Source organism: Streptomyces sp. NPDC032472 (assembly GCF_040636955.1).
Classification (GTDB): Bacteria; Actinomycetota; Actinomycetes; order Streptomycetales; family Streptomycetaceae; genus Streptomyces.
Genome location: NZ_JBEZVK010000039.1, coordinates 17376 through 36407, shown reverse-complemented (window position 1 = coordinate 36407; position 19032 = coordinate 17376). Strand labels below are relative to the sequence as shown.

At 69.8% G+C, this 19032-nt stretch carries 18 protein-coding genes and 3 pseudogenes; 8 read left to right on the top strand and 13 right to left on the bottom strand.

What is annotated here, in order from left to right; translation table 11 throughout:
• Positions 1-115: 115 nt before the first annotated feature.
• Positions 116-826 (bottom strand): hypothetical protein, encoded by a 711-nt coding sequence (locus AB0F11_RS24800; protein ID WP_362177676.1) that lies wholly within the window; start codon positions 824-826, stop codon positions 116-118.
• A gap of 468 nt (positions 827-1294) precedes the next feature.
• Positions 1295-2164 carry a helix-turn-helix transcriptional regulator gene (locus tag AB0F11_RS24795; RefSeq protein WP_362177673.1) on the bottom strand — a complete coding sequence of 290 codons (870 nt, stop codon included), beginning with the start codon at positions 2162-2164 and terminating at the stop codon, positions 1295-1297.
• Between the two features lie 455 nt (positions 2165-2619).
• Between AB0F11_RS24795 and AB0F11_RS24790 the strand changes: the two genes are divergently transcribed.
• Positions 2620-2868: a chaplin gene (locus AB0F11_RS24790; RefSeq protein WP_362177670.1), complete on the top strand. Its 249-nt coding sequence runs from the start codon at positions 2620-2622 to the stop codon at positions 2866-2868.
• A gap of 219 nt (positions 2869-3087) precedes the next feature.
• Here AB0F11_RS24790 and AB0F11_RS24785 read toward each other — a convergent pair whose 3' ends face one another.
• The 4 genes from AB0F11_RS24785 to AB0F11_RS24770 form a co-directional block, all read right to left on the bottom strand.
• On the bottom strand, positions 3088-3369 hold the full coding sequence (locus tag AB0F11_RS24785) for a GlsB/YeaQ/YmgE family stress response membrane protein (protein ID WP_362177667.1): 282 nt from the start codon (positions 3367-3369) through the stop codon (positions 3088-3090).
• Between the two features lie 941 nt (positions 3370-4310).
• On the bottom strand, positions 4311-5342 hold the full coding sequence (locus AB0F11_RS24780; protein WP_362177664.1) for a hypothetical protein: 1032 nt from the start codon (positions 5340-5342) through the stop codon (positions 4311-4313).
• Positions 5343-5799: 457 nt separating this feature from the next.
• The gene (locus tag AB0F11_RS24775; RefSeq protein WP_362177661.1) at positions 5800-6462 is read right to left on the bottom strand and encodes a response regulator transcription factor; all 663 of its coding nucleotides are present in this window, start codon (positions 6460-6462) and stop codon (positions 5800-5802) included.
• Positions 6437-7609, bottom strand: a complete 1173-nt coding sequence (locus AB0F11_RS24770; RefSeq protein ID WP_362177658.1) for a histidine kinase — start codon at positions 7607-7609, stop codon at positions 6437-6439. Before AB0F11_RS24770 ends, AB0F11_RS24775 begins: the two co-directional genes overlap by 26 nt.
• 175 nt (positions 7610-7784) lie before the next feature.
• Here AB0F11_RS24770 and AB0F11_RS24765 point away from each other — a divergent pair, with 175 nt between their 5' ends.
• Positions 7785-10067, top strand: coding sequence for an MMPL family transporter (locus tag AB0F11_RS24765; RefSeq protein WP_362177656.1), 2283 nt, complete (start codon positions 7785-7787; stop codon positions 10065-10067).
• Positions 10068-10134: 67 nt separating this feature from the next.
• On the opposite strand, the pseudogene AB0F11_RS24760 reads toward AB0F11_RS24765, so the two are convergent.
• A pseudogene (locus AB0F11_RS24760) lies at positions 10135-10550 on the bottom strand (transposase); the annotation flags it as partial.
• 168 nt (positions 10551-10718) lie between these two features.
• Between AB0F11_RS24760 and AB0F11_RS24755 the strand changes: the two are divergent.
• Entirely contained in the window at positions 10719-10955 is a 237-nt protein-coding gene (locus tag AB0F11_RS24755; protein WP_362177653.1) for a hypothetical protein, read from the top strand.
• Here the strand turns inward: AB0F11_RS24755 and AB0F11_RS24750 are convergent.
• From AB0F11_RS24750 to AB0F11_RS24740, 3 genes are all read right to left on the bottom strand, one after another.
• Positions 10927-11061: a hypothetical protein gene (locus AB0F11_RS24750; protein ID WP_362177650.1), complete on the bottom strand. Its 135-nt coding sequence runs from the start codon at positions 11059-11061 to the stop codon at positions 10927-10929. The two genes, AB0F11_RS24755 and AB0F11_RS24750, sit on opposite strands and share 29 nt — an antisense overlap.
• A gap of 39 nt (positions 11062-11100) precedes the next feature.
• Positions 11101-11277 (bottom strand): STAS domain-containing protein, encoded by a 177-nt coding sequence (locus AB0F11_RS24745; protein WP_362177648.1) that lies wholly within the window; start codon positions 11275-11277, stop codon positions 11101-11103.
• A 118-nt stretch (positions 11278-11395) separates the two neighbouring features.
• A complete protein-coding gene (locus AB0F11_RS24740; RefSeq protein WP_362177645.1) occupies positions 11396-11803 on the bottom strand; it encodes an ATP-binding protein in 408 nt (135 codons plus the stop codon).
• Between the two features lie 264 nt (positions 11804-12067).
• On the opposite strand from AB0F11_RS24740, the gene AB0F11_RS24735 reads away from it, so the two are divergent.
• Positions 12068-12463 (top strand): STAS domain-containing protein, encoded by a 396-nt coding sequence (locus AB0F11_RS24735; RefSeq protein WP_362177642.1) that lies wholly within the window; start codon positions 12068-12070, stop codon positions 12461-12463.
• Between the two features lie 50 nt (positions 12464-12513).
• Here the strand turns inward: AB0F11_RS24735 and AB0F11_RS24730 are convergent, their stop codons facing one another.
• The gene (locus AB0F11_RS24730; protein ID WP_362177639.1) at positions 12514-12717 is read right to left on the bottom strand and encodes a CsbD family protein; all 204 of its coding nucleotides are present in this window, start codon (positions 12715-12717) and stop codon (positions 12514-12516) included.
• A gap of 220 nt (positions 12718-12937) precedes the next feature.
• Between AB0F11_RS24730 and AB0F11_RS24725 the strand changes: the two are divergent.
• The 3 genes and pseudogenes from AB0F11_RS24725 to AB0F11_RS24715 all read left to right on the top strand — a co-directional run.
• A pseudogene (locus AB0F11_RS24725) lies at positions 12938-13153 on the top strand (integrase core domain-containing protein); the annotation flags it as partial.
• Positions 13154-13357: 204 nt separating this feature from the next.
• Complete coding sequence (locus tag AB0F11_RS24720; RefSeq protein WP_362177636.1) at positions 13358-14494, top strand: PP2C family protein-serine/threonine phosphatase; 1137 nt, start codon at positions 13358-13360, stop codon at positions 14492-14494.
• A 73-nt stretch (positions 14495-14567) separates the two neighbouring features.
• Positions 14568-15044, top strand: coding sequence for a hypothetical protein (locus AB0F11_RS24715; RefSeq protein WP_362177633.1), 477 nt, complete (start codon positions 14568-14570; stop codon positions 15042-15044).
• Between the two features lie 492 nt (positions 15045-15536).
• Here AB0F11_RS24715 and AB0F11_RS24710 read toward each other — a convergent pair whose 3' ends face one another.
• Together AB0F11_RS24710 and AB0F11_RS24705 are read right to left on the bottom strand one after the other, a co-directional pair.
• The gene (locus tag AB0F11_RS24710) at positions 15537-16118 is read right to left on the bottom strand and encodes a helix-turn-helix domain-containing protein (protein WP_362177630.1); all 582 of its coding nucleotides are present in this window, start codon (positions 16116-16118) and stop codon (positions 15537-15539) included.
• Between the two features lie 66 nt (positions 16119-16184).
• Complete coding sequence (locus AB0F11_RS24705; protein ID WP_362177627.1) at positions 16185-17066, bottom strand: SDR family NAD(P)-dependent oxidoreductase; 882 nt, start codon at positions 17064-17066, stop codon at positions 16185-16187.
• Between the two features lie 1006 nt (positions 17067-18072).
• Here AB0F11_RS24705 and AB0F11_RS24700 point away from each other — a divergent pair.
• A pseudogene (locus tag AB0F11_RS24700) lies at positions 18073-19019 on the top strand (IS481 family transposase); the annotation flags it as partial.
• Positions 19020-19032: the final 13 nt, after the last annotated feature.

The following is a 19032-nucleotide window of genomic DNA, read 5'->3' as shown; positions in this document are numbered from 1 at the left end:
GAACAAGCGGCCCGCCACCCGCTACGACGTGGGCAAAACCGTCGGACGACCCGGAGAGCATCACAGAACGCGGCCGAGCCCGTGGGAGACCCCTGGTCTGTTTCAACCCCGGTGGTCAGGTCGCGGGGGGTAGGTAGGGCGCTGCTGCGACCTGGGCCATAGTCCGAAGTCTCGTGAAGTAGGAGGCGCAGTACTCCTCGTTGATCAGAGGAAGGATCTTGTCGAGGTCGGCGATTAAGCCCCGGAGGTAGGCGATGGCGCTGTCGTCGAGTCCGCCCTTCAGCTCCCTCTGCACGAGGCCGGCGACGTCGGCGTCCAGGAGGACCAGGTCTACGCCGTCGAAGTCCACGCCGCGGAAGCCGTGGGGGAACAGTGCGTGCAGGTGGTCCTCCCACAGCCGGGCGAGGCCGCCGTCGGGCTGTGCTCCGCCCACGTCGGCGGCTGTCGCCTCTGTCGTGGACGGTGGGCGAAGGAGCAGGGAGACGGCATCGAAGACGGCACGCACCGTTGCGACGGCCCGGAGCGGGTGGATGGCGGCGCTCGACTCGGAGCCCTGGATGAGCTTGTCGCGCAGCTGTCGGCTGCGGTCGAGTTCGGCGGCGAATCCGGCCGTGAAGAGCCCTGCGTCACTGGCCCGCTCGATGAGGACGTGGATCGGTTCCTTCGCGGCCAGACGCTCGGCGAGAACGTGCTCCAGGGCGAACAGGGAATGCGTGACGGCGACGGTGGCGAACTCGCACCGGTAGTAGGAGTGCCGGATAAGCTCGCGGGAGGTTCCATCGCGCTCATGACGTACATCGACGCGTCGCCGGGCCTTAAAGAACAAGTTCAGTGCCTGTTTCTGATCTGGCTTGCCGGGGCCCCCTTGCGGGCGGTGTGAGCTGCGGTGGTGGGCACGACGTTGGAGTCGTTCACAGAACTGGACGCGGCACTGGCTTCCGGGCCGTCGGAGGGCGCTCAGCACCCCTTGACGCGCTCCGGCTGCCCGGCGCTGCTGGGGTACGTCATGGTCAGGCTCCTCACGCTGGTGGCGCGGGGCTCCGGACAGAATCCCGCATTCACCTGCTACAGGTGCCGGGGACGTTGAAGGTGTGACACCCGTTATCGAGACGCGGTCATTCGCCGGGTGCGGCGCAGAGCTCGGAGACGATCGTGAACGAGGTCGTCACCATCGGCACGGCCATGGCCGGCGTCGGCACTCTGAGCAGTTCCTACAGGCGGTCCGCGACGACGCGCCCATCCGTACGCTGCTGGCCGGTCTGACCGCCGTCACGGAGCCGGCGCCCTGTTGGGTCTAGGACAGCGATGTGGCAGTCAGCAGCTCCTGGGCGGCGCGGGCGATGAAGTGGCGGGTGTTCTCCGGGTTCAGTGCCTTGGCCTGGAGGTGGTCGTACATGACGCTGTAGTGCTGTACGTCGGATCGTTTCTCCAGATAGAGATCGCTGGTGAACCGCTCCAGATAGACCGTCCCCGCCGCGCTGTCCGGGAAGCGGAGGATGGAGAACTGCCCGGAGACGCCCGGGTGGGCTCCCGCCTCGTGCGGGAGGACCTGCACGGTGATGTGCGGCTGCATGCCCAGCCGGTTGAGGTACTCGAGCTGTTCGCGCATGATCGTGGGACTGCCGACCATACGGCGCAGTGCGGACTCGTCCAGCACGGCCCATAAACGGAACGGCCGGGCCGGGTGGTGGGCCCGGGCCTGGCGGCGCAGCCGGACCTCATGGCGCACGGCGATCTGTTCCGCGGTGGCCAGAGGGATCGTTTCCTCGATAACGGCTCGGGCGTAGGCGGGTGTTTGCAGCAGGCCGGGGATCACCAGGGGCTCGTAGGAGTGGATTGAGGAGGCTGCCGTCTCCAGGCCGATGTAGACGCCGTACGGGACTTCGCCGCAGGCAACCCACCAGCCCTGCCGGTCCGCTTCCGTTGCCATCTGCATCAACGAGTCGATGACCTGCGGGTCTGTAACTCCGTAGAGGCCGCACAGCTCCCGCACATCACGAGGCTTGATGGCTCGGCGGCCGTTCTCCAAGTGACTGATCTTGGGCTGGGAGATCAACAGGCGCTCGGCCACCTCCGTACTGGTCAGGCCACTGGCCTGCCGGAGCCGACGCAGCTCCGCGCCCAGCCGACGTCTTCCGACGGTCGCATTTCCATTCCCCGCCACGGCGGTCTACCTCCGGCTCGGGACTTTCTACCAGCCTGGGAATCGGGCCGGGCCGGGCGGACTCACCGTGCGGTGACGATCAACGGGCCCTGCCGGTGAGTGTCACGTCACGTGAAAGCAGGCGCGTGCACAGCCCGAGCAGGATTCACCCAGACGCCATGACCTTTCACCTATCCGCTGGAAGAGTCCGCTTACCTGTTCAGCTCCGCGTGGGGACGTGGCCGGTTGCAGGGCGCGCCAGCTATCGACGCCACCGGCTTCACCGCCACTCGCGCCCACAAGCTCACCCCCGACCAGAAGACGGCCAACCGCGTCCTCGCCGTCGGACGCGCGCCGGTCGAGCACGGCTTCGCCTACCTCAAGAACTGGCGGACCCGGGCGCGCTGCTCAGGGCGTTGTGGGGTGCGTCGTCCGTGCCGTTTCCCCGGCAAATTGTGAGAGCCAAGGAGATTTTGATGTTCCGTGTCATCAAGGCCGTAGCCCTTACCGCCACCGCCGACGCCACCGCCGAAGGCGCCGCAATCGGCTCCCCCGGCGTGCTGTCCGGCAACATCGTCCAGGTCCCCATCCACATCCCCGTCAACGTCTGCGGCAACACCATCAACATCGTCGGCCTCCTCAACCCCGGCTTCGGCAACACCTGCATCAACGCCAGCGGACACGACGGCGGCCACTACAAGGGCCAGCAGCACGGCGAGTACTGACAAACAAAAGGGCCCTGGACCCGGCGCACTTCGCGCCGTCACCCCAGACCGCCGTGTGAACCAGCCGCAGCGCACAGCCCGGTACTCACTGGCCTCCCCCTCATCTTCAAGGGCGGCCGGCTTCCGTACCGGGCTGTGCGCTCCAGTTTCCGCGATGAACGAAACGGCTCCGCTCTCGGGCAGGGGGAGCCGTTTGCCGTATGCAGTGGGAGGCGCGGGTCAGGCGTGGCTGTGGTGGTGACGCTTGTTGCCGGTGAACAGGCGGTAGAGGGCCAGCAGGATGACGGAGCCGACGATGGCGGCGATCCAGGTGGAGAGGTCGAAGAACCCGTCGATGGAGTCGACGCCGAAGATGACCTTGCCGAGCCAGCCGCCGAGCAGGCCACCCGCGATCCCGATGAGCATGGTGATGATGATGCCGCCCGGGTCCTTGCCCGGCATGATCGCCTTGGCGATGAGGCCCGCGAGCAGCCCTATGAGAATCCAAGCCAGAATGCCCATGATGCGTCTCCTACCCCGATGTATGCAGCTTGTGTCAGCGATCGTCTGCACCGAGACAGCGTTTTCAAACGTCCCCTTCTTCGGATCCGCCGCCCGCGATGGCAGAGAACTGAGACAAGCCCTTCGCTTCCGCGCTTTGGGAGCAGCCAGTTCTCCCCACCGGGGCCGGGCCTCGACAGCGGGCGGCGTCTCGCTCGTTCTGCGGTATGGACGACGACCCGGGAGTTGTGGGTCAGCGGACGTAGGGGGCGGGGCCCCAGCGCCGCGCGCTGAGGTCCCACATCGACACCGCCCTCGCCCAGCGCTCGGGGGTCACGGCCCAGCCGCCGCCGTGGGGGCGCGTCGGCGGGACCTGGGCGTGCGAGGGACAGCGCCGGATCGTGGGTTGCGGCCAGATGGCCACCCGGACGATCGGGGCCGGTTCCGCCTGCCCGAGATTCCGGCCCGTACCCTGCCCCTGCACTTCACGGGGCTCCGTACGCTGGCGGTCAGTCGCTCGGAGGGCGCGTACGGACAAATCCGGCCGTGCAGGCCGCGTGACGGCTGTGCGTTCCGGTGGCCCGCACCGGCCGACTGGGACGCGAGGACCGGAGCCGCGTCAGACGATACCCGTCTCCCCCACCACCGTTCGATAGCATGACACCCATGTCGATCGATGCACGCCGATTCCGATCAGGCTGTTCGCCGTGCGCAGCACCTGCTGGAATCCCAGGAGCGGCAGGTCACCGGCGCGGATCAGGCTTTGGCGTCGGAACTGTTGGCGACGTCGGAGTGGCTTGCGGGGGCACCGCAGAGCGTGGAGGCGTTGTCCCTCGAACCAGATCGACGACGCGGTCCTGGCGTTCGCATGCCTGCGTGAACTGCTGCTCACTTCAGAAGGCACAAACCGGTAACCCTTGAACCACCACGGTGGTCCCTCTTTGCGGTGGTCCGTGCGGCAGCTACTGGATGCTCCTGAGGTGCGGGTGTCCCGGGTCGGCGGGGCAGGCGAAGACGTTCAACTTGCCCCAGTTGCCCACCGTGACCCCGGTAGCCGCCCCGCGCCCGCCGACGGCCGGGTCCCGTTCCTCCAGCGGCATCCAGCTGCCGCTGCCGCCGTCCCACTCCGAGCTGTCAATGGTCAGCAGCAGTTCCATCGGGGCCGTACAGGCCGTGCAGTCCATGGCGGCGGCGTCGGTCAGGTTCCAGGACTCGTAGCCCCCGGCGCGCCAGCCGGGCGGCATGGACAGGTCGAACTGGTAGGTCGGCCAGTCCCATTCCTCCGCATCCGCTTCCTCAGCCTCCTCTTCGAGGGCTTCTTCCCTGGCCTCGATCCGGGCGCACAGCTCTTCGGGCAGCAGCCCGGCGAAGGGGTACGTGACCACCTGCTCGGGGTGCAGCACGCACGGCTCGGGTATGTAACCCTCGAAGCCCACGACCTCCGGCACGGGCGGCTGCGCCATCGCCGTGGCGACTTCCCACGACCGGCGCCAGCGCAGGTCCAGGAGCATGCCGGTCCGGTTCTCGCCGTGCGCGTCGAAGGGGCACCAGAACACCTGGAGCAGATCGCAGTCCTCCGGTCCCGCGAGCAGGTCGGGCACGTCCCGGCGGTACAGCTGGGCCAGACCGATCATCGGGAGTGGATCCGTCTCCTCGCTCTCCCCCGCCGCCCGGTGCCTGCGCCTGAGCTCCTCCAAAAGCCGCCGCTCCTCCTCCGTGGGGCCCAAGTCCGGGTCCCGAGCCCACGCGGCGGCCAGGAGCTGCCGCTCCCGGTGGATGTCCGCGAGGCGCCGGCCACGCCCGTGGGGGTGCGGATCGGTGCACACCGGCCACGGCTCGTCCGCCGGCCACAGCATCGGCCCGCCCACGGAGCTCACCGACGCGTCGGGGCTGCCCGGCCGCGGGTGAAGCCGCGTGGTCGTGCCGCGGTGGGCGGCGAGCCCGGGAAAGAGCTCCTCGACGTCGAGCGGGCGCGGTGGCGTGGTCCTCGTCATGATCCCAAACCCCAACGCCGCGGACGGCCTGGCCCTCAGCCGGCCGGTCGCCGGGCCGAGGGGGCCGCCCCCGATGGTCGGGAGGTGTTCCTACCCTTTCCGGACGCCGCAAACAATCGTTCTCGTCGATGGCCTACCCGGCCAGTCGCAGACCTGTCCACCACCGTGACTGCCCAGCCTCTCAATACCGTCAGCGGACCGGGCGTGCTCGTAGAACGACCGTCCTGCCGTTCACGGCGGCCGTGGCCTGGGACTACTACGATCTCTGACGAGGCGTGCAGGTGGAGACTGGCGAGGTAGCTGTCGGGAGTCTTGTCGTATCGGGTGTCTCACCGTCCCAGTTCCGGCCTCCTGGTACGTCACACTCTGGGGCGGGTGCGGCACGTGGAGCCGACGTGAGCCGACCGGTGCACTGATGTCCGGGCGGGGACTCATGGGACATGGCCCGGCACCCGGCTCAGGTTCCGGGGAGGATACGGCGCGTTTCGTAGGCCCACATCGCGATCTCGACCCGGTTGCGGGCGCCGAGTTTGGCCATCAGGCTGGCCAGATGCGTCTTCACCGTGCTGAGGCTGATGTGCAGTGCATCGGCGATCTCGGTGTTGGTCAGCCCGCGAGCGACGGCGAGGAGCACCTGCTCCTCGCGGGCGGTGACGGGTGAGACCGGCTGGGCCACGGGCCGGCCGGCGGGCAGGTCCGCGAATGCCTGGAGCAGACGGACGGTGACGCTGGGCGCGATGAGCGCCTCACCGTCGGATGCCGACCGTACGGCCTGGGCCAGAAGGTCCGGTCCCGTGTCCTTGAGGAGGAATCCGCGGGCGCCGGCCCGCAGCGCGCCGTAGACGTACTCGTCGAGGTCGAACGTGGTGATGACGACCACGGCCAGCGGGTCGGCGACGCCCGGGCCGGCGACCAGCCGGGTGGCCCCGAGCCCGTCGAGTACGGGCATGCGGATGTCGAACAGGCAGACGTCGGGGCGTAGTTCGCAGGCCAGACGTACCGCTTCCCGCCCGTCGGCGGCCTCGCCGACCACCTCGATGCCGGGCTGGGCGTTCAGCATGATCCGCAACCCGGTGCGGATGATCGTCTGGTCGTCAGCGACGAGGACGCGAATGGACACCGCTCTCGCTCCTCGCTCTCGGCAGTTCGGCGTCGACATGCCAGCCCCGGTCGGTCCCCGGGCCGGCTCGTAGTGTGCCGCCGAGTAGGGTCGCGCGCTCGCGCAGTCCGGTAAGTCCGTATCCGTCGCGACCCCGGCCGGTGCGCCGGCCGTTGTCGCGCACGCTCACCCGTACCGTGTGCCGTTCCGCGGCGACCCGGACCACTAGCTCGGTCGCGTCGACCGCATGGCGCAGCGCGTTGGTCACCGACTCCTGCACGATCCGGTAGACGGCCGCGTCCACGGCCGGGGGCAGCGCGTCCAGTTCGCCGTCGAGCCCCAGGTCGACCCTGAGGCGACCACCCGGGGTGCGCACCAGGCGCTCCAGATCCGCGACACCGGCAGGCGGCGCCAGCTCGGCGCCGACCCCGCGGTCGCGCAGCGCGGCGACCATGGCGCGCATTTCCTCCAGCGTGCGCGCCCCTTCCTCCTCGACCCCCTCCAGCGCCTCGACGGCGGCGGACGGGTCGGTGCCCGCGAGCACCCGGCCCGCCTGGGCGATGATCACCATGGCCGACACGTGGTGGGCCACCGTGTCGTGCAGTTCCCGGGCGAGCTGCTCGCGCTCGCGGGAGCGCACCTGATCCAACTGCCGCTCGCGAGCGGTCACGCGGAACCGCACGGCAGCCCCGACCACGCCGGGCAGCAGCAGGAAGACGAAGCCCACTACCTTTTCGACGACCGGGGTCCCGTCCGTGACGACGCACAGCGCGCCAGTCGCGAGGATCACCGCGCCGCCCAGCACGATCTCGCGTCCCGATCCCCACCGGGGCAGCGCGTAGACCAGCACGAGCACGACCGCGCCGGTGTACAGGCCGACAGGCTCGCGCGGTGCGGCGACGAGCGAGGCCACCGGAAGCAGGATCATCGAGCCGAACGCCAGCGTCACCATCGCCAGCGGGCGGGTCCGGCGCCACAGGGGCAGCAGGCACAGCCATACGGCGAACACCACCGCCACCGGCCGCCACACGACGTCCTCGCGCAGGGTGGCCTCCAGCGCCACACCGGCAAGGCCCGCGGCGAGCAGCACCCAGTCCCGCCGCACCCGGGCGGGCGCGTCGGGCGGCCGGGGCTCGGTCCACAGGGTTCGCAGGTCGTCTCGGAGCACGGTTCCCAGCCTAGGGACCGCGCAGTGCCGCGCATCGGCCGAAAGGACGGGGCGTCACTCCGACTTGAGGCCGACGGATCCGCGGCCCTCGAGCCGATGCCGCAGAGCGCCGTGGCGACGAACCTCGGCAGCGGCGGCCGTACAAGGACGGCCGACGAGGTGGTTGGAGGACCCGATGCTCTCGAAAGCCCTGTTGCGCCTGGGCACAAGCGCCGCCCGGCATCCCTGGCGGGTGATCGCGGCATGGCTGCTCGCCGCCACGCTCGCCGTCCTCGCCGCCGTCGCCTTCGGCGGGCGGACCGCGGACTCGATGACCGCTCCGGGACTGGACTCCCAACGGGCCGCGGAACTGATCGAGCGGGCCGGCACGGGTCAGGAGGGTATGACCGCCCAGGTCGTCGTCACCCCTCGCGACGGCGGTGCGACCTTCTTCGACAGCAACAGCGGCAGCGGCAGCGCGCGCACCGCTCTCACGCGGCTGCAGACCGAGGTGAGGCGGCTGCCGCACGTGCTCGGCACGAGCGACCCGGCGGGGGCACTCGACGCAGGCCGGGACACCGCCGTGCGCGGCGGACTTGTCTCGGCCGACGGGCGGATCGCAGTCGTCCGGGTGCAGTACCCCGACCAGAGCCGGCTGTCGGCCAAAGACCTCGACGCCCTCGTCGATCTCGGCGACCGGCTGCGCGCCGAGCTACCCCTGCGCATCGAGATGGGCGGGAACCTCTTCTACGCCTTCTCCGACCCCGACGGCGGCGCAAGCGAGCTGATCGGCATCCTTGCCGCCGCCGCGATCCTGTTCCTGGCGTTCGGTTCGCTCGTCGCCGCCGCGCTCCCGATCGGCATGGCGGTCTTCGGGCTGACCATCGGAGTCGCCACGATGACGGTACTGGCGGGGGTGACGGACGTCCCCACCTTCGCACCGGTCCTGGGCAGCATGGTCGGGCTCGGAGTGGGCATCGACTACGCGCTGTTCGTGCTCGCCAGACACCGGGAGTACCTCGCGCGCGGGCTCGATCCCCACGAGGCAGCCGGACGGGCGGTGGCAACGGCGGGGCGGCCCGTGGTCTTCGCCGGCGGCACCGTCGTCGTATCGATCCTCGGCATGGCGGTCGCGAACGTGCCGTTCATGACGGTGGGCGGCCTGGCAGTATCGATCGTCGTCCTGACCATGGTGCTCGCGTCGGTGACGCTACTGCCGGCCTTCCTCGGCGCGGCCGGCCCGCGGCTGGGCCAGGCCGGCCGGATCGTCCGGGCTCTTCGGGCCAGGCCGTCGGGCCGAATCGACCGGCGGCGGGACACGGCGGCGGGCGCCGCCTCCGCCACCGGGTGGGGGCGCTGGATCGGCCACGTCAGCCGGCGCCCGGTGCCGTACGCGGTCGGCGCGGCGGGGCTGCTGCTGACGGCGACGCTGCCCTTGCTCGGCCTGCGCGTCGGCCTGCCCGACGACGGCTCACTGCCGCCCAGCCGTACCGAGCGCCGCGCCTACGACCTCGTCGCCGAGGGGTTCGGCCCGGGCACCAACGGTCCCCTGGTCATCGCCGCGGACCCCTCCGGCGATCAGGGAGTGGTGGATCGTCTCGCCACCACGGTCGCGGCGGATCCGGGCATCGCATCCGTCGCGCCGACGCACATCGATCGGGCCACCGGCATCGCGACCCTCGTGGTGTTCCCGACCACCAGCCCTCAGGACAAGGCCACGGCCGACACCATCGCCCGGCTGCGCACCGAGGTGCTGCCCGCGGCGATCGGCGAGGGCCCGGCCAGGGCCCACGTCGGCGGCGCCGCCGCGAGCCTGTCCGACGTGGGCCAACGCACCAGCCAGCGCCTGCCGGTGTTCGTCGCTGCCGTGCTGGCGATGTCGTTCCTGCTGCTGATGCTGGTCTTCCGCTCGGTCGTCGTACCGCTCAAGGCAGTGCTGCTGAATCTGCTGAGCATCGGCGCGGCCTACGGGATCATGGTCGCGGTCTTCCAGTGGGGCTGGGGAGGCGCACTCATCGGGCTGGAGGCGACGGTTCCGGTCGTGTCGTTCATCCCGATGTTCCTCTTCGCCATCCTGTTCGGCCTGTCGATGGACTACGAGGTGTTCCTCCTCTCCCGCGTACGCGAGGAGTACCTGCGCACCGGCGACAACGGCACGGCGATCGTTGAGGGCGTCTCGCGCACCGCCCGGATCATCACCTCGGCCGCCCTCATCATGGTGGCGGTCTTCCTGTCCTTCGCCGTTGCCGAGGACCCCTCCACCAAGATGTTCGGGCTCGGCCTGGCCACCGCGATCTTCATCGACGCCACGGTCGTACGCATGGTGCTGGTACCGGCGACCATGACACTCCTCGGCCGGACCAACTGGTGGCTGCCGAAGTGGCTGGACCGGACGCTTCCCCGCGGCCCGGTCGGCACCGACGATACCGACGCGGAATCCACGGGTGAGGCCACGCGTCCACGGCTGGTTGACCGTTGACTCAACTCCTGCCCGCCCTTGGCGTCCGGCACCTCAGCGCGTCGCGTAGGGGCATATCGAGTCGTGATCATCGGGTGGTCCTGGTGAGGTCCTTGATCCAGATCATCGAGGCGCGCAGGTAGAGACCGGCGAGGTAGCTGTCGGGAGTCTTGTCGTATCGGGTGGCGATGCCTCGCCATGCTTTGAGCTTGTAGATCAGGCGTTCGACGGTGTTCCGCTCCTTGTAGAGATCGGCGTCGTGGCTGACGGGTCGGCCACCTCTGGAGCTCTTCTTCTTCCGGTTGGCGGGGCCTGGTCCTTCTTCTCCGGGATGACCGCCTTGATACGGCGTTTACGCAGGTGGGCGCGGTTTCCGCGGGACGAGTACGCCTTGTCCCCGGCGACCGCGTCCGGCCGGATGCGGGGTCAGCCGACGGGCCCGCGTACCCGTACCTTCTTCAGGACGGGGATGAACTGCGGGCTATCCGCCGCCTGGCCTGTCGTACCTGTTTGGGATCTGTCGATGACGTCGTGTTACTGAGTGGATCGGCCGGTAGGTGAGTTGCTGAGGCTGAAGCCGCAAGCAGTGCATCGGCAATGGACGCCAGCACACCGACGCGGACAGCCCGAGGATGCAGCAGCCACACCAGCCCACGACGGCAGGAGCCCCCTGTGCTCGAACGCAAGAAGCTCAAAGGCCGCGCCCAGATCACCTTCGTCCTGCCCGACCACACCCCCGACGGCCCCGTCAGCGTCGTCGGCGACTACTGGTTCGACGACGACCACGCCGACGGCCACGACGGCGCCAACAGCCGCCTGCACACCAGACCGGCTGCTCGAACCAGCGGCGGGTGGCGGGCCCGTTCCCACGGGGCGGGTGTCAGAACGGTGGGGCCGGCTCGATGCTGAACAGCTCCCTGGTGTCGGTCAGCTCCAGCAGGCGCAGGAATTGGCTCCGGGGCTCGGCCAGGTGCAGGTGCTGGCCGGTGGCGGCGACCGCGGTGCGGGCATCCAACAGGGCGTTCAGGCCCGAAGAGTCGCAGAAGACCAGGTGCTACAGATCGACAACCACGTCACTCAGGCGCGGTTCGCCGGCCAGGGCCTCGAAGATGGCCTGGCGGAAGGCGGCGGCGCGGGTGATGTCCATCTCGCCGTAAGGGCGGACCACGGCCGTGCCGCCAGGGGCGTCGACCTCGATACCCGGGCTGCCCTTCCCGCCGCCGCTGCGCACGTGGTGATCCTTTCTGCGGTCGCTCCACCGTAGGCACACGCGGCGGGCGGCGGCCAGCGCGGCACCGACCGGCCTCCCCCCACCCGGGGGCCGAGGCCGGGTCTGCCTCACCCCGGCGTCAGCGAGCGGCGGCGGGGAGGTGGACGTGGATGGTCTTCCCGCCGTCGCCGGTCGGCTGGACGTCGATCTCGGAGGCCAGGCGGCGGACCAGGGGCCAGCCGTACCCGCCGGGAGAGCCCGTCGGATCCGTCGGGCGCAGGCGGGGAGGAGTGGGGCTGGGGTCGGTGACGTCGATGTCGATGCCGTCCTCGGCCCAGGAGACCTCCAGCGCGCAGGGGCCGGGAGTGTGGCGGACGGCGTTGGTGACCAGCTCCGTGGCGACCAGCAGGACCTCATCCTGCACAGCGTCCGGTACCAGGCATCCGGTGAGCAGCGCATCGTCAAGGAAGCGGCGTACCTCTTCACGGGCACGGGCTGGCGCGCCGTCGCCGGCGCAGTCGCAGTGCCTGCGCTGAGGGGGATCCATCGTCTCTCCTTCGGCGCTCGCCCCTTTCGCTGGCATATCGCGCCTGCCCCCACCCGGAAGCCGCATGCACCCGGTGCCGCCCTGGTACGGCGGGGTCGCCCTGGTGCGGGTTGTCGCCCTGGGCGTCCGGGTGGCCGCAGTTCGCGCCTGGCCTCGCGCCCGCGATGGTGCCAGGCTGAAGGCAGCGGCCACCGCCTCGCCTGGGATGGTCCCCTGCCCGCCGCTGCCGGGCCCCACCATCCAGCCGAAGGCGCCCCACCCCGCATGTTGAACAAAGACGAACACCCAGCCGCCGCCCCCGGCGGCACGCCGACCGGTCAGTACGGCGCAGCGACCTGCCGGACCAGCACCGACGGCGTATCGGTGATCACGCTGGTCGCCGACTTCGACGCCGACAACGCCAAAGAGCTCACCTTCGCCTTCGAGAAAGCCGCCCGCGCCGGGAGCAAGGCGGTGGTGGACTGCACCGGCATCACCTTCGCCGGCCTCTCCCTCCTCCACGCGCTGATCGAGGCCGCTCACAGCGACCTCGTCCTGGCCGGCCCGCTCCCCCACCCCCTCACCGCCCTCCTGGACGCCACCCAGAACACCAGCGCCTTCACCCATCACCGCCACCCTGGAGGGAGCCCTCCAGGGTGGGTAGGGCCCCGGTCGGCATGAACAAGGCCCCCGGCGTCTAGACGCCGGGGGCCTTGCCGGGTGCAGCCTGATCACGGCTCCTCGCGGCGCCCGCGCAGGGAGTCCTTGACGCCGCGGGCCTGCTCCTCCGCCTTGCCCGCGACCTCCCGCGCCTTGCCCTTGACCTCATCCGTCTTGCCCTCGGCCCGCAACCGCTCGTTACCGGTCACCTTCCCAGCGGCTTCCTTGGCCTTTCCCTTGGCCTGCTCCGCCTTGCCCTTGGCCTTCTCCGCCATGACTCACTCCCTTTCTGAAGAGCACATCAACCCACAAGCTAGGCCAGATCAGAAGGTTCCGCGCGGCGAGACGAGACCCCGGGCCGGCAGGGCGGCCAGCCCCGAAGCAGCGCTGGCTCTACCTGGCCACCGTCATCGACATCGCCTCCCGCGGGTGGTCGGCTGGGCCACGGCCGACCACCTCGGCACCAGCCTGGCCGCCGGCCTTGGCATCCGGCTCTCTGTCGGACGCACCGGCGTGTGCTGGGACAACGCCCTCGCCGAATCCTTCTTCGCCACCCTGAAGACCGAACTCGTCACCCGGCACCAATGGCACACCCACGCCGCCGCCCGAACCGCGATCTCCGACTACATCGAAGGCTGGTACAACACCCGCCGACTCCACAGCAGCCTCGGCTACCAGAGCCCAGCCCACTACGAAACCACCGCAGCCTGACCAACACATAGAACCTGTCCGCCAAACAGGAACAACCTCAGGGCTTCCCACGCATGGTCGAGCGTCTGCGGCCCTCCCAGGTGGGATCCAGGGTCATGACGGCCAGGTAGAGGCACTTACACGCCATGGACTTGTCATACAGCCACGGACCCGTCTCGGAGCGGCGCCTGCCCGTCCTGCGGAGACCGGTGGAAGGCTTGGGGCATGGCCTTTCGAGCATCGTTGGACGTCCGGCGTTCCTGGCGGCCGGGGCACGCTCCCGCGCTGCTGGTGATTCCCCTGGGGCTGATCGTCACGGTGTGCGTCGTCGACGTGCTGTCTCCGCCGCACATCCACCTCGGTCCACTGCTGGTGGCAGCGCCCGCTATTACCGTGGCCTTGGCAGGCGCCCGCGTGACGGCGCTGATAGGGGCCCTTGCGGTGGCGGCCCAAGTGCTGATCGGCGTGCTCAGAGGGGTTTGGGACACGGCGAACGTCCAGGCTCAGATCGCCGCACTGATCGTCGTCTCGGCCGTCTGCGTCACCGTCTGTGTGGTGCGGGGTCGGCGCGAGCGGCAGCTGCACCAGGTGCGGTCGGTGGCCGAGGCGGCGCAGAGCGTGCTGTTGCAGCCACTGCCCACGCGCTCCGGCCCGCTGCGGATCGCCGGCCTGTACATCCCTGCCGAGGAGGAAGCCGACCTGGGCGGAGACCTGTACGCGGCCGCACGCACCGCCCACCACAGCACCCGGCTCCTCATCGGCGATGTGCGCGGCAGCGGCCTGGGCGCCATCAGCAACACCGCCCTGCTGCTCGGTGCCTTCCGAGCAGCCGCCCATCGGCAGGCCACCCTTCCCCGTCTCGCCATCCACCTGGACGCCGCCTTCCGTTGGGACACCAGCCAGTGGCGGCCGCCGACGGAGCAGGACGCCATGGAGGACTTCGCAACCGCCGTGCTGCTCGACATCCCCGACCACGAGCCCGTCGTCCACCTCATCAGCTGTGGTCACCCGCCGCCGCTCATCCTCCGCGGACATCGGGTCATCCCGCTCGTGGCCGAGGCGAGCCATCTCCCGATCGGATTCGGCGGGGCTTTCGGCATCGCCGACTACCGCGTCCAGACCTTCCCGTTCGAGGCCGGCGACCTGCTGCTCCTCTACACCGACGGCGTCATCGAGGCCCGCGACACCGGCGGACGCTTTTACCCCTTCACCGAGCGGGCACCCCAGTGGACCACGGACGACCCCGACGAACTGCTGTGCCATCTCCAGGGCGACCTGCTGGCCCACGTCCACGGACACCTCGACGACGACGCGGCCGTCGTCGCCATTCGCCGCCTGTCCTCTGCCGACCAACCACTCTGACGTCCTCCGGGGGCCATTCCTGTCGAACTTCACTGACATGAGGTGTCAGTGAAGCACTCGTAGCGTTCGGTCCATGGACCACAGCACCGCATTCGCGTTCTTCACCGGCACCTACGACGTCGCCAACCGCTGGCGCAAGGACTTCCTCGACCCCGCCGAGGGAGAGGACCGATGGGAGGAGTTCCCAGGCCTCACCCGTGCGTCGGCTTACTTCGACGGGCGTGCGAGCTTCGACGAGATCGAGTTCCCGACCAAGAACTTCGCGGGGCTGACGCTCCGGCTGTACGATCCCGCCGCCGACGCCTGGTCCCTGTACTGGGCCAGCAAGCGCAGCGGCATCCTCTTCCCTCCCGTCACCGGGCGATTCCAGGCCGACGGCACCGGCGTCTTCCACGGCGACGACGAGCACGACGGCCGCCCGGTGAAGGTCCGTTTCACATGGTCGGAAATCAGCGGAACGACCGCTCATTGGGAGCAGGCGTTCTCCGTGGACGAGGGCCGGACCTGGCTCACCAACTGGCACATGCATATGACCCGCCGCGAAGAGTGACGGTCGTACCCGCCCGCCGGGCGGCGGCTGGAAGAACCGGAAGCCGCTGGAGTGATCTCGACTTGACTGCTGTGATCACTGCGTCGAAGCCGTCCTCGATCGGGCCGTTCACCGGGCTGAGTTGAGACCCGCGCTGGGCCAGGCCGAGGTTTCAAGGAGTCCCGCGCCGCCGAGGTGACGAGCGGGAGAACCGGCCTGCGATCTGCCATGACCGACGTTGTAGACCGTCCCAGCGACACCACCGTCGACCGTGGTCGCACATCACCATGTACAGAGCCGTCAGACAACACCGAACGTCACCGCTCAACAAGAGCGGGACCAGAACCCGTTCTCCGGTACACGGCCAGTCACCGCTGGAACGGTGCGTCGCCCGTCGCATCTTGCAACCGGCCCTGAGACTCGACTCGCCGTCCACACACCCGTCTGCCCGGCGGGCATCGGGCAGCCGTCCCATGAGGGCTGGATGCCGGTTGCCGGGAAGGGGGACGCGTCTCACGCCTTCGGCGGTGTGGCGCGCAGGCCCCCGAGCAGTGTGGCCAGGTAGCGGCGAGCGGTGTCGACCCGGTCGGCGTCACGCCCTCCGTGGACGTGCACGGCGTACGCGATGCCGCACATGAGCGGGACCAGGTCGGCCGAGGCCAGGTCGGGGCGGACGGCCCCTGCCTCGCGGGCCCGGCCGAGGAGGGCGTCGCCGACCGACCACAGCGACTGCTTCAGCTCCGTGGTGCGCGGCAGGGCGTCCGCGCGTGCGGCGGTGACCGGGGCCAGGGAGGCGTCGGTCACCTGCGCTTCGACGGTGCGGGTCAGAAACACTTCCAGCGCGCGCCATGGGTCGGCGTCGGCCAGTGCGCGCTCGCCGTGTGCTGCCAGGGTTTCCAGGCAGGGAGTGGCGACGGTCTCCAGCAGCGCCTCGGGCGTCGCGAAGTGGCGGTAGACGGTGCCGACTCCGAGTCCGGCGCGCCGGGCGACGTCGTTGAGCTGCAGAGGCATGCCCTCGTCGATGAGGGCACGGGCGACGGCGACGATCCGGTCCCAGTTGCGGGCCGCGTCCCTGCGCAGTGGTGTCGTCGTCATAAGGACATGCTAATCGGATGGCCCATCCGGATGATCCCGCCGCCCGTTCCGTCACCGCTTGGCAGGTCAGGCGTCCGCGTGCCGTTCGCTGAGCCGGCGTACGGCCTCGGCGACGCGGGGGTCGGTCGCGGCCCGCGGCGCCGGCACCGGGCTGGCCTGGGGACCGATGACGACGCCCGTCCGCCCCGCCAGAGCGCCGTCGGTGGCGGCGACTATCGAGGGGATGGCCGCGGCGGACGCCGGACCGGAAGTCGAGCGTTCGAACTTGCGGCGTACCAGCGGCCACAGCAGCCGCAGGGCGGGCGAGACGATCTTCGGGTCGCCCATGGTGCCGTTGGTCATGTCGGTCTCGGCGCCTCCGGGGTCGGCGGCGAACACCGATACGCCTGTACCGTCCAGTCGCGTGGCCAGGTCGAGCGTGTAGGCGAGGTTGGCGAGCTTGGCGCGGCCGTACCAGTGGAAGCCGTAGTAGCCGCCCGGCGGCTCGACGGCGTCGAACACCCGCTTCGCGACCCCGACCGCACCTGAGGTCACGTTCACGATCCTGCTCGGGGCGCCGGCTGCCAGCGTGGGCAGGAGCAGCTCGGTCAGCAGGTATGGCGAGAGGTGATTGACGACGAACGACGCCTCGACACCGCCCACATCCCGGCGGTCCGGGAACATCGCCCCGATGTTGTTGACCAGCACGGTCAGCGGTTTGCCCGAGGCGGCGCGGTCGGCGGCGATCCGCTTTGCGAGGTCGCGCACTTCGTCGAGCGAGGCGAGGTCCGCGGACAGGAACCGGGCAGGGTGCGCCGGGCTCATCGCGTTGATGCGGTCGAGCGCCTGGGCGCCCCGGTCTGCGTTGCGTCCGATCACGGTGACGGAGAATCCGGCGGCAGCCAGTCCCCGCGCCGTCTCCAAGCCGATGCCGGCCGTTCCGGCCGTGACCACAGCAGTCCTCTTCATGGCACATCCACCCCCAGCAAGTATCCGGATAACCCATCCGCTTGGAGGGACCGTAACACGAATCCGGATGAACTATCCGGTTGAGCCCCGTCGGCCGACCACGCCGCCGCCTTCGACCTCGGCGAACGCGGAGGAAGCACCCAGGCACCGCGGTTCGGCGACGGCCGCAACTGGCCTTTGTCCCAGCCGTCAGAGGGCGCGGACGTGGCGGCCGTGCTCCAACTCGGGGGCGGCGACCGGTGAGGTGCCGGGCGAGAGCCGAGAGGTGGGTGCCGAATGCCGGGTGTTGGAGTTGTTGCGCCACAGTGGCGGGGCGGCTCGACGAAGTAACGAAGTACCGGGCGTTGATGGCCCGGTCCGTTAAGGCCAGGTGCACAAGGTGGCGGGGGCGGCGCCGCCGGTTGACGGCCCGCGCTGACATCGGTTGATCCGTCGCCCGATCCAGAAGGTCGGCTGTGGCGCTCGCGGCCGCTCGATGCACTGAGCACCAGACAGAGGCCGTCGGACACGATCTCGATTCCCGGAAGGAACCTCAGAAATGAACCGAGGCACAGGGACGGACGAGCGGACGCCGGGGCCGGGGGCGAAAGCGGACACATGCCGCCCAGGGGCGGAGCCGGGCGGCAACGTCACCGCCTCCTCGCGGGCCTGGCCGCCCTCGCCGCTCCCGCACTCTCCCTGATCGCCTTCCAGCTCCCGCGCACGCCGCCTATGTCGGCAACCACTACCTGCGGAACGGGGAGACCGACTGTCCTGTCTCAGCAGAGATGAACCATGGCAAAGCCGTGACCTGCGGTGTTTCAGGTTGAGTGAGACGGTGCCCAGCGCTTCGTCTCGCTCAACCCGCACAGCACGGGCCAGCAACAGCGTGGTTGGGCCTAGGTGTATTGCCCCGGGAGGTTGTGGACGGGTGATGCAGGTCTCGACTGACGGATCTTGAAATGGGTGAGGGCCTTCTGGCCTGGTGTGGATTGCGACATCTGCACCGGCGACCAGAAAGGCCCTCGTGCCCCACCGTAATGCACCCCTGACCGAGACCGGACGCCTGCGCCTGGCCCGCTGCGTTGTGGAGGACGGCTGGCCGCTGCGGCGGGCCGCCGAGCGTTTCCAGGTCTCACCGACCACCGCTCAGCGGTGGGCCGCCCGCTACCGGGCCACCGGTGAAACCGGCATGAGCGACCGCTCTTCCCGCCCCCACCACAGCCCACGCCGGACCCCGACCCGCACCGAACGCCGGATCATCAGATCCGCCTGACCCGCCGGTGGGGTCCAGCCCGCATCGCCGGAATGCTGAACCTGCCCGCCTCCACCGTCCACCGCGTTCTGACTCGCTACCGGATCGCCCGCCTGACCCATCTCGACCGGGCAACCGGCCCTGTCATACGCCGCTACGAACGCGACAGGCCCGGCGAACTCGTCCACGTCGACATCAAGAAACTCGACAACATCCCCGACGGCGGCGGCCACAGAATCCTCGGCCGCCAGGCCGGCCGCAAGACGAAGACCGGCACCGGCTACAGCTACATCCACACCGCCGTCGACGACCACTCCCGCCTCGCCTACAGCGAGATCCACACGGACGAGAAGAAGGAGACCGCCACCGACTTCTGGCAGCGGGCACACGCCTACTTCACGAGCTGCGGGATCACCGTCGAGCGTGTCCTGACCGACAACGGTTCCTGCTACAAATCCCACGCCTGGCGCGACCTGCTGGCAGCGGCCGGGATCGCCCACAAGCGAACCCGGCCCTACCGGCCCCAGACCAACGGCAAGGTCGAACGTCTCAACCGCACCCTCCTGGACGAGTGGGCCTACGCCCGCCCCTACCGGTCAGAGCAGGAACGACGCGACGCCTTCCCCGAGTGGCTGCACACCTACAATCACCACCGCGGACACACCGCCCTCGCAGGCAAACCACCCGCCAGCCGCGTCCCCAACCTCCCGGGGCAATACACCGGCCGTCTCT